The 6,377-nt window shown below is 66.3% G+C and carries 7 protein-coding genes; 5 read left to right on the top strand and 2 right to left on the bottom strand.

Going from position 1 to position 6,377, the window contains the following annotated elements; translation table 11 throughout:
- Window positions 1-55 precede the first annotated feature (55 nt).
- The 3 genes from JNN06_RS14855 (at window position 56) to JNN06_RS14845 (ending at window position 2,223) form a co-directional block, all read left to right on the top strand.
- Entirely contained in the window at window positions 56-1,207 is a 1,152-nt protein-coding gene (locus JNN06_RS14855) for a GNAT family N-acetyltransferase (RefSeq protein ID WP_291240373.1), read from the top strand.
- A 66-nt stretch (window positions 1,208-1,273) separates the two neighbouring features.
- Window positions 1,274-1,879: a glutathione S-transferase family protein gene (locus JNN06_RS14850; RefSeq protein ID WP_291240372.1), complete on the top strand. Its 606-nt coding sequence runs from the start codon at window positions 1,274-1,276 to the stop codon at window positions 1,877-1,879.
- On the top strand, window positions 1,876-2,223 hold the full coding sequence (locus JNN06_RS14845; protein WP_291240371.1) for a 4a-hydroxytetrahydrobiopterin dehydratase: 348 nt from the start codon (window positions 1,876-1,878) through the stop codon (window positions 2,221-2,223). The genes JNN06_RS14850 and JNN06_RS14845 overlap by 4 nt, the downstream gene beginning before the upstream one ends.
- Window positions 2,224-2,272: 49 nt before the next feature.
- Here the strand turns inward: JNN06_RS14845 and JNN06_RS14840 are convergent, their stop codons facing one another.
- Together JNN06_RS14840 and JNN06_RS14835 are read right to left on the bottom strand one after the other, a co-directional pair.
- Entirely contained in the window at window positions 2,273-3,325 is a 1,053-nt protein-coding gene (locus tag JNN06_RS14840; protein WP_291240370.1) for a proline racemase family protein, read from the bottom strand.
- Window positions 3,326-3,418: 93 nt separating this feature from the next.
- Entirely contained in the window at window positions 3,419-4,333 is a 915-nt protein-coding gene (locus tag JNN06_RS14835) for a LysR family transcriptional regulator (RefSeq protein ID WP_291240369.1), read from the bottom strand.
- A gap of 257 nt (window positions 4,334-4,590) precedes the next feature.
- On the opposite strand from JNN06_RS14835, the gene JNN06_RS14830 reads away from it, so the two are divergent.
- Together JNN06_RS14830 and sfnG are read left to right on the top strand one after the other, a co-directional pair.
- Window positions 4,591-5,181 carry an NAD(P)H-dependent oxidoreductase gene (locus tag JNN06_RS14830; protein ID WP_291240368.1) on the top strand — a complete coding sequence of 197 codons (591 nt, stop codon included), beginning with the start codon at window positions 4,591-4,593 and terminating at the stop codon, window positions 5,179-5,181.
- 18 nt (window positions 5,182-5,199) lie between these two features.
- The gene (gene sfnG, locus JNN06_RS14825; RefSeq protein WP_291240367.1) at window positions 5,200-6,294 is read left to right on the top strand and encodes a dimethylsulfone monooxygenase SfnG; all 1,095 of its coding nucleotides are present in this window, start codon (window positions 5,200-5,202) and stop codon (window positions 6,292-6,294) included.
- Window positions 6,295-6,377 lie beyond the last annotated feature (83 nt).

Raw genomic sequence — 6,377 nt, 5'->3', positions numbered from 1 at the left:
GTTTCCGGCAAAAGGACCACCCGCCGTGACGCACCCGCCCGTGACGCCCCCCAATATGACGCAAACCGCCAGCCTCGCCCCCGGTTTCGCCGCCATCCCCGCCGCCGAGTGGGACGCGCTGGCGCAAGGGGGGGATCCCTTCACCACCCATCGCTTCCTTCTGGCGCTGGAGACCTCCGGCTCCATCGGTCCCGGCACGGGATGGGAGGCGCATCCGCTGCTGATCCACCGCGATGGCCGCCTGATCGCTGCCGCGCCGATGTTCGCCAAATCGCACAGTCAGGGCGAATATATCTTCGATCACGCCTGGGCCGAGGCCTATGAGCGCGCAGGCGGGCGCTATTACCCCAAGCTGCAAATCGCCGTGCCCTTCACCCCGGTCACCGGGCCGCGCCTGCTTACCCTGCCGGGGCATGAGGCCGAGGGGCGCGCGGCCCTGATCAACGCCGCCACGGCCATTGCCGAACAAAACAATCTGTCCTCACTGCACATCACCTTCTGCACCGAGGCCGAGGCGATGGCGGGCGAGGCAGAGGGCCTGCTGCCCCGTCTCACCCAGCAATTCCACTGGCAGAACAACGGCTTCTCCAGCTATGACGATTTTCTGGCCAGCCTGTCCTCGCGCAAGCGCAAGGCGCTGCGCAAGGAACGCGAGACCGCCAACAGCCATGGCCTGCGCATCGAGGCGTTGACCGGCGCGGCGCTCCAGCCCGCGCATTGGCAGGCCTTCTGGACGTTTTATCAGGATACCGGCGCCCGCAAATGGGGCCGCCCCTACCTGACCCGCGCCTTCTTTGACGCGCTGCAAGCCACCATGCGCGACGATATTCTGCTGTTTCTGGCCTATGACGGCGCACGGCCGGTGGCGGGGGCCCTGAACTTCATCGGCGCCGAGTGCCTGTATGGCCGCTATTGGGGCTGTATCGAAGATTACCCCTGCCTGCATTTTGAACTCTGCTATCACCGGGCGATCAACTGGGCGATTGCCCATGGCCTGCCCCGGGTCGAGGCGGGCGCGCAGGGCGAACACAAGCTGGCGCGCGGCTATCTGCCCGCCCAGACCCATTCGCTGCACTGGCTGCGCGATCCGGGTTTTGCCCGCGCCGTGGCCGCGTATCTGGCACAGGAACGCGCCGCCGTCGGCGAGGAGATCGAGGTGCTGACCGCCTATGGCCCCTTCCGGCGCGGCCCGCTGCAACAGGATTAGGCGCCGCAGTTTCCCTTTGCACCGCCCGCCCCCCGATGCCATTCTGCCCGCAACCGGAGGTGCCTTATGGACAAGTTGACGCTTTACACCCATCCGATGTCGCGCGGGCGCACCGCGCGCTGGATGCTGGAGGAACTGGGCCAGCCCTATGAAACCGTGTGGCTGGACTATGGCACCACCATGAAGGCCCCGGCCTATCTGGCGATCAACCCGATGGGCAAGGTGCCCTGCCTCACCCATGGCGACCGCGTGGTGACCGAGGCCGCCGCGATCTGCGCCTATCTGGCCGATACCTTTCCCGAGGCCGGGTTGTCCTCGCCCGACCGTGCCAATTACTTCCGCTGGCTGTTCTTCGCCGCAGGCCCCATTGAGGCCGCGCTGGTGAACACTGCGCTGAAGGTCGAAGTGCCGCCCGAGCGGCGCGGCATGGTGGGCTATGGCAGCCTGCCCGAGGCATTGGCCGCGCTGTGCAGCCATCTGGCCGCGCGCGACTATGTGGCGGGTGACCGTTTCTCGGCGGCGGATGTCTATGTCGGCTCCAGCCTGGGCTGGGCGATGCGCTTTGGCTTGATTGCCGACGCGCCGGAACTGGCCGCCTATGTCGCCCGCGTCACCGACCGCCCCGCCTGCCAGCGCGCCCGTGCGCTGGATGATGCGGCGCTGCCCGCATGACCCCGCGCCTGTCCCCCGAGGCGCGCGCCGAGGCGCTGGCCGCGCTGCAAGTCACCGGCTGGGCCGAGGTGCCGGGCCGCGACGCCATCCGCAAGGCGCTGAAATTCCGCAACTTCTCGGAGGCCTGGGGCTTCATGTCCCGCGCGGCTCTGGCGGCGGAAAAGCTGAACCACCACCCGGAATGGCGCAATGTCTACAATCTGGTGGATGTGACCCTGACCACCCATGATTGCGACGGGCTGTCGGAACTGGACGTGAAACTGGCCCGCGCGATGGACAGGCTGGCCGAAGGCGCGAGCGTCTTGGGGCCGGATGATCCGCTGATTTGCGCCTGCAAGGGCTGAAACCGCATCGGGCGCGGGCGGGCCATAGCCCTGCCCGCCCCGCAGCCGGTCAGGCCCAGATGTCGCCCATGGTATAGCCAAAGGGCAGCGGGTCGTCCTCGTCCAGAACCAGCGTGTTCATCCCGAAAATCCAGCTTCTGCCGCTGATTGTCGGCACCACCGCCTTTTGCGCGCCGATCTGCGCCTGCTCCACCAACCGCCCGGTGAACACGGTGCCCAGAATGCCCTGATGGCGGAAATCGGTGTCCATGGCCAATTCGCCTTTGGCATGCAGCACCGCCATTTTCGCACAGGTGCCGGTGCCGCAGGGGCAGCGGTCAATCGCCCCGGTCCAGGTCGAGGGGTCATCCCAGGACAGCGGCCCGGTGGCCATGGTGACGGCGTTCTTCCAATCGGCCTTCGGATCGTCGCTTGGCCCGGAAAGCTGCGAAATGGTGATGCCCACACCCGGATAGTCGGGATGCGCCACCGGCAATTGCTCATGCGCGGCCTGCCGGATCATCGCGGAAATCCGCGCGATCTCGCGCCCGTGTTCGGGCTTCAGCTCCAGCCCCTTGAACTGGCGCACATTGGCGATGACGTAGAACATGCCGCCCCAGCCCACATCCACCCGCACCCGGCCCAGATGCGGCACGTCGATCTCGGCGTCGAGATGCGCGGCAAAGGCCGGAACATTGCGGAAGGTCACCGCCTTGACCTTGCCATTGGCGCAATCGGCCCGCACCCGGATCAGGCCAGCCGGGGCCTCCAGCACCAGCTCGGTCACCGGCTCCTGCATCGGCAGCATGCCGGTTTCCAGCAAGACCGTCACCACCGAGATGGTATTGCCGCCCGACATCATCGGATATTCGACCTGCTCCATGATGATATATCCGGCATCGGCCTCCGGGTGCGAGGGCGGCACGATCAGGTTGCAGCAATGCGCCGGATAGCCGCGCGGCTCGCGCAGCATCAGCAGGCGCAGCTGGTCGTCATTGGCCTCCAGCCATCGCATTTTCTCCTGCACCGAGGCGCCGGGAAGATCCGGCACGCCGCCGGTGATCACCCGCATCGGGATGCCCGCATGGGTATCCACGGCCTGTATCTTGCGCTTGAAGCCCATATCCCTCGTCCTTCTGTGCCCTGATGCCACAGATATGGCGCCGGGCCGCCCGGTCGCGCAAACGATGGTTTCTGACCCGCTGCATTAGAAGGGCTAATGCCCGCGCAGGGCATTCAGCAGATGGGCAGCAAAGCGGGCGACCAGCGGGCGCTGGCGCGAGGCCGGGTTGATCCGCATGAAATTCGATCGCCCCGAAGCGATGCAGGCGGGATGCGCAAAGACCAGCGCGCCAGAGGCGATATGCCCGGCGACAAGGTTGTGGATGCCCAGCATCACGCCCTCGCCCGCCACCGCCGCCTCAGTCAGCAGCACCACCTTGTTCGACGACAGCACCGGCGCCGCGCGCCCCCAGACCAGCCCCTGCGCCGCGAACCATTCGGCCCAGCCCAGCGGATGCCATTGCACGGCGCCCGCGCTCCAATGCCGTTCATGCAGATGCAACAGCCGCGCCGCCATCAGGCTTTCGGCATCGGGAAACGGCCCATGCGCCGCCAGATAGGCCGGGGCGCAGACCGGCTGCGCCACTTCGGGATACATCAGATGCAGCTCGTCGCCGATGTCAAAGCGTTCATTGCCGCAAAGCAGCGCAATATCCACCTCGGCATCGCGGCTGAGCGCATCATCCTCATCCGAGGCCAGGATGGTAAAGCGCGCCTCCGGGCAGCTTTGGCGAAACCCGTCGATCAGCGGCTTGAGCCACAGCGCCGCCAGCGCATCGGTGGCCGAAAGCGTCACCGCCTCGGGCGCGGCCCGTATCTGCACCAGCCCAAGCCCCGCGCCGATCCGGTCCAGCCCGGCCGAGACCGCCTCGAACAGGTCAAGCCCCTGCGAGGTCAGCTCCAGCGCATTGTGCTTGCGGCGAAAAAGCGGGGTGCCCAGCCGGTCCTCCAGCTGCCGGATCTGCTGCGAAACGGCGCCCTGCGTGATGTTCAGCTCGCGCGCGGCCAGCGTAAAACTCAGATACTTCGCCGCCACCTCAAAGGTGGCCAGCGCGCCCAAGTTGGGCAAATGTCTGCGCAAGGTGGGCTTCACGGCGGGCCAGTCCTGCTGAGGGGTGCAATGCACCCTATCATGTCCGGCGCGAGAGGCCAGCCGGTCGGCCAAGGCGCAGCCCGGCTGACGAGCCGCCTTGCAGGCGGGAAAAATACGCTGCGCCAGCGCCCGGCCAGAGGCGAAACATCCTGAAACCCGCCGGTCTTTGGAATGGGAAGAGGCGGGCCAGCGGCTTAAATCTAGAATTGAAGTCGTGATTATGGATGCACAGCATGGCCAGCCCCCTCCTCACCACACCCGCGCCCCCGCGCCCGCTTGTTCTGGGCCTTTCCGGCAATATCACCGCCCCGTCGAAAACCCGCGCCTTGGTCGCCACCGCCCTCGACCTGATCTCTGCGCGGCTGGATGTCGAGACCGATCTTCTGGACATCACCGATTTCGGCCCCGCTCTCGGCCCGGCGCGCCATATCGCCGATCTGCCAGCCGAGGCCCGGGCCAAGCTGGACCGGCTGCTGTCGGCGGAGGCGCTGGTGCTGGCCACCCCGATCTACAAGGCCAGCTATCCGGGCCTGTTCAAACATCTGATCGACCTGCTGGACCCCGATGCCCTGCGCGGCAAGCCGGTGCTGCTGGCGGCCACGGGCGGCGGCGAGAAACACGCGCTGGTGGTGGAACACCAGCTTCGCCCGCTGCTGGCCTTTTTCGAGGCCCAAAGCCTCGCCACTGCCGTGCATGCCTCTGACAAGGATTTCACCGGGGGCGCCCTGACCGGCGCCGCCACGCAAGAACGTCTGGCGCGCGCGGTCGCGCAGTTCGACGCCGTTTTCCCCACCCGACTGCGGCTGCCCCGCGCCGCCGCATAACCCGCACAAGAGGCCATCATGACCGACGACCCGATCAAGTTTGCCTATTGGGTGCCCAATGTCTCGGGCGGCCTTGTGATTTCCGACATCGAGCAGCGCACCAACTGGACGCCAGACTACAACCGCAAGCTGGCCCAGATCGCCGAGGCGGCAGGCTTTGACTATGCCCTGAGCCAGATCCGCTTCACCGCCGGGTATGGCGCCGACAACCAGCACGAATCCGTGGCGTTCAGCCACGATCTGCTGGCCCATACCACGCGGTTGAAGGTCATCGCTGCCATCCTGCCGGGGCCTTGGAACCCGGCGGTGGTGGCCAAGCAGATCGCCACGATCAGCCATCTGACCGATGCGCGCATTGCGGTGAACATCGTCTCGGGCTGGTTCCGGGGCGAGTTCTCGGCCATTGGCGAGCTGTGGCTGGATCATGACGAGCGCTATCGCCGGTCAGAGGAATTCATTCGCGCGCTGAAAGGCATCTGGACCGAGGATGACTTCACCTTCCGCGGCGATTTCTACCGCTTTGTCCGGTACACGATGAAGCCCAAACCGCTGCATCCCTTGCCCGAGGTGTTTCAGGGCGGCTCCAGCCGCGCGGCCCGCGACATGGCGGCGCGGGTGTCGGATTGGTATTTCACCAATGGCAACACGCCAGAGGGGCTGCGCGCGCAGGTCGAGGACATCCGCGCCAAGACAGCAGAGACCGGCAACCGGGTGAAGATCGGCATCAACGCCTTCGCCGTGGTGCGCGACAGCGAACAGGCCGCGCGCGCGGTGGTGCAAGAGATCGTGGCAAAGGCCAATCCCGAGGCGGTGCAGGGTTTTGCCCATGAGGTGAAGAATGCGGGCAAATCCAGCCCGGAAGGCGAAGGCAATTGGGCCAAATCCGGTTTTGCCGATCTTGTGCAATATAATGACGGCTTCCGCACCGATCTGATCGGCACGCCGCAGCAAGTGGCCGAGCGGATTTTGGCCCTGAAAGAGGCCGGGGCGGACCTTGTTCTGCTGGGTTTCCTGCATTTTCAGGAAGAGGTCGCCTATTTCGGCCAGCACGTCCTGCCGCTGGTGCGCGCGCTGGAGGCCCGACGGCGCGCGGACCGGGTGGCGGCAGAGTAAGGCCGCCATCTTAAAAAGCTGACCCTTGGAAAGGTCTCGCTGCGGGTATCTCGCGCCGGTCCGGCCTGCCTCGCCTTCACGCC

Source organism: Gemmobacter sp., assembly GCF_016792925.1.
Taxonomy (GTDB): Bacteria; Pseudomonadota; Alphaproteobacteria; order Rhodobacterales; family Rhodobacteraceae; genus Gemmobacter.
The sequence above is the reverse complement of the archived record's forward strand: the minus strand, read 5'-3'. Positions and strand labels throughout refer to the sequence as shown.

Bases quoted from the DNA above. Each gene is read 5' to 3' on its own strand.
- JNN06_RS14845 (WP_291240371.1), top strand. From the start codon at position 1,876: ATGACCCCGCGCCTGTCCCCCGAGGCGCGCGCCGAGGCGCTGGCCGCG.
- sfnG (WP_291240367.1), top strand. From the start codon at position 5,200: ATGACCGACGACCCGATCAAGTTTGCCTATTGGGTGCCCAATGTCTCG.
- JNN06_RS14830 (WP_291240368.1), top strand. From the start codon at position 4,591: ATGGCCAGCCCCCTCCTCACCACACCCGCGCCCCCGCGCCCGCTTGTT.
- JNN06_RS14840 (WP_291240370.1), bottom strand. From the start codon at position 3,325: ATGGGCTTCAAGCGCAAGATACAGGCCGTGGATACCCATGCGGGCATC.
- JNN06_RS14850 (WP_291240372.1), top strand. From the start codon at position 1,274: ATGGACAAGTTGACGCTTTACACCCATCCGATGTCGCGCGGGCGCACC.
- JNN06_RS14855 (WP_291240373.1), top strand. From the start codon at position 56: ATGACGCAAACCGCCAGCCTCGCCCCCGGTTTCGCCGCCATCCCCGCC.